A 2802-nucleotide genomic window follows, 5' to 3' on the forward strand; every position below is an offset into this window, starting at 1 on the left:
TCTCAAAAGTGCCTTGTATCATCGCAAAATTCATTGTTTTCGCTAGTAAATAAATAACTTAAACAGATTCTTAGAAGAACCGAAAAAAACATTGGAATTCTGTGGACACAAATTGGGATTGAATCGATATTTGAGAATGAAATATTTTCGTGGCACCAATCAAATATGATTAAAGCTAACGAGACAAGAAGAGCATACATTAACGCCCTAAGAGACGCTGACAATGGAAACATTGCCCCGCTAATCGAATTTGCGAAAAGCTAAAGATAATAATGGCCACAGGTAATTGCTTGTTCTCATCTATGTCTGGAAATCCCTATGTATTTTCAGTTCAGTTTGCTCCGTTCGGGCTACTGAATCTCAGATCGCCAATATTTTAAAAAAGGATAGAACTGTCATTAACCGGCACGTTAAAAACGCTTATAAGGATAAAGAGCTTAACGAAGCAGCAACTAGTGCAAAAATTGCACAGGTTCAAAAAGAAGCTAATAGAGAGATAACGAGAGAACTTCTTTATTATAATTAAGACGTAATCATGTGGGTAGGATACTGAGTAAAGTCTACATTGATAACAGAATTTAGGAAGTGGGCGACACAAAAACTCAAAGAATACATACTGTTGACATAGGAGAAATAGTAGAAACCGATTGTCATTCTTCTGCTGATATTGGCAGGTGACGGAGACTGATCTCCCTTGCGAAATCGTTGTGCATAGTTCCCCCTACACTTTAAATGTTGATTTCTACGGTCAACTTTTTCACATTAGTTAAGAGTAAAAATGAGTAATTTTCAAGATTTGAAAATCAAGCTATAATTAGCTAATAATCAGTATATTACAAAAACGTTAGTCATAATGAAAAAGCAAGAAATATGAATTTTACAATCAGACTGAATAAAATAAAAGCGATTGAGAAAATAGAGGGCTATTGGAGTAGGGAAGATTACATCAATCTGCTTGAATTATTTGACTATTCCGATGCTAAAAGCCTTCCCGAAGATGAATTATTTGAATTGTTGTCAATGGCGATTTCTGATTTTGAACCTGAAGAAGCCTCTGAAATTGTACTGACTTACAAGTTGAAAAGCATTTTAAAAGAAGGACAAATAAAAAATTTAGCTCACGAAATGCTGGAAGATAAGGTTGCGGAAGAATACCCTAATATTTCTCTACATTATCCACTGTTCAACATCAACCAATTGTTATATGAAGCGTATAACGGAAAATTCCCAAAAACTCTTGCTTCAGCTCTAGATATTGAACTCACCTTTGCTAGTAAAGTAACTGTTACAAAAGAGATAGTACTTCGAACGATTAGTGACTTATTAAGCGAGAAAAGTTTATTGAAAAGACTATTTGATGAGCAACTTGATTCTGAAGAAGAACTTAAAGATGCCGAAAGTATCATTTGGGAACTAAAGTCAACAGGAGATAATACATACCACCTAATTTCATCTGATTATTGGCTGAATAAAGAGGACTTTGAAGTAGATGAATTTTCCGGAGTACTAAAAGAGGAAGAGATCACGCATACTAAATGATCTATTGATTGAAAAAACCCTATCGTTCACACGATACATAAAAGCCGAAAAATACTCTTGAAAGAGCGAAGAAAAGCTTAAAATAGAGTCTATGACACCTAACGCGACCAAACAACTCCTGCTAGTTTTATTTTTTACTCTATTTTTCGGCAATCTCTGGAGTCAGACAGCCTACCAGCATCCTAGAATATATGCGTCTGATGCGAATAAAGAAGCCTTTCTTAGTCAGCTGACTCAGTCTGAAAGACCCCGCACCTACGTGGAAGACTTAAAACAGCAGGTTGAGCCCTACGTAGATCGCCATCAGTCCGATCCTGAGTGGATAATTTCTCGATTACAGATGTACTGGAAAACGCGGTACACTAAAGTATTCGTCAATGGTATGGATTATTCGCATGGCGAGGGGCAAGCAGCCGTGCCTACTGTTCGTTTTTCCGGGTCGCGAGATTGGGCGACTGATTACCTAGTCCCCGCTCTCGAAGATGTGAAGCCCTACATGGATGATGAGCGGGGAATATACCTTCAAAATGAAGCAAAAGACGGCCAACCCTGGGAGTGGGCACCCATTGCTGAAACCGGGCACGTCATTGAAAGAATCAATGAGCAGATTCTCGATCTGGCCGAAGATGCGGCCTTTTTATTTTGGCTTACCGATGAAGCGCGCTACGCTAAATTTGCGGCTGATATTCTGATGAAATACGTAGAAGGTATGCACCACCGAGAGCCCCCTTTAACCGTAGGCGATGACCGAAATGCCAAGTTGATGGGCTTGCAGACATTTGAAGTCATTCACGAGCGTATTGTCGTACCGGTTACTGTCGCTTACGATTTTCTGTACCCTTATTTGAAGGAGAATGGAGAAGACTTAGATATGATTAATGCAGTGCTTAAAAAGTGGGTAGAGCAGGAGATCAAGTTTGGGGTTCCTGACAATAATTGGAACCTGATGCAGGCCCGCTATATCACGTATCTGGCTTTAGCTCTGGAAGATGATGAGCACTACGAAGACAGAAAAGGGCAGCAGTATTATTTGGACCAAATGATTAATCAAAATTCTGAGAAACAGAAAGCACTAGTAGATGTACTCAAAATTTTTGATCAGAATACCGGAATTTGGCCGGAAACGGCGGGCTATTCAATCGGAGTATCAGAAGATATACTGGAAGTGATCTGCTGGATTGATAGAGTGTATGATAACCAGCTACTTCAAAAGTACCCACTCGTTGAGAAGGCGATATTATCATCCTTTCAGTACTTGTATCC

1 protein-coding gene and 1 pseudogene are annotated in these 2802 nt (G+C 39.0%); both read left to right on the forward strand.

Features of this window, described 5'->3' with window-relative positions; translation table 11 throughout:
• Positions 1 to 870 precede the first annotated feature (870 nt).
• Positions 871 to 1539 (forward strand): hypothetical protein, encoded by a 669-nt coding sequence (locus tag WBA23_RS03755; protein ID WP_424580911.1) that lies wholly within the window; start codon positions 871 to 873, stop codon positions 1537 to 1539.
• A gap of 91 nt (positions 1540 to 1630) precedes the next feature.
• A pseudogene (locus WBA23_RS03760) lies at positions 1631 to 2802 on the forward strand (hypothetical protein); the annotation flags it as partial.

It is taken from the genome of Tunicatimonas sp., assembly GCF_049647865.1.
Classification (GTDB): domain Bacteria; phylum Bacteroidota; class Bacteroidia; order Cytophagales; family Cyclobacteriaceae; genus Tunicatimonas.

What these genes read in the sequence shown, in the direction of transcription:
- WBA23_RS03755 (WP_424580911.1), top strand. Translation starts at nt 871, where the DNA reads ATGAATTTTACAATCAGACTGAATAAAATAAAAGCGATTGAGAAAATA.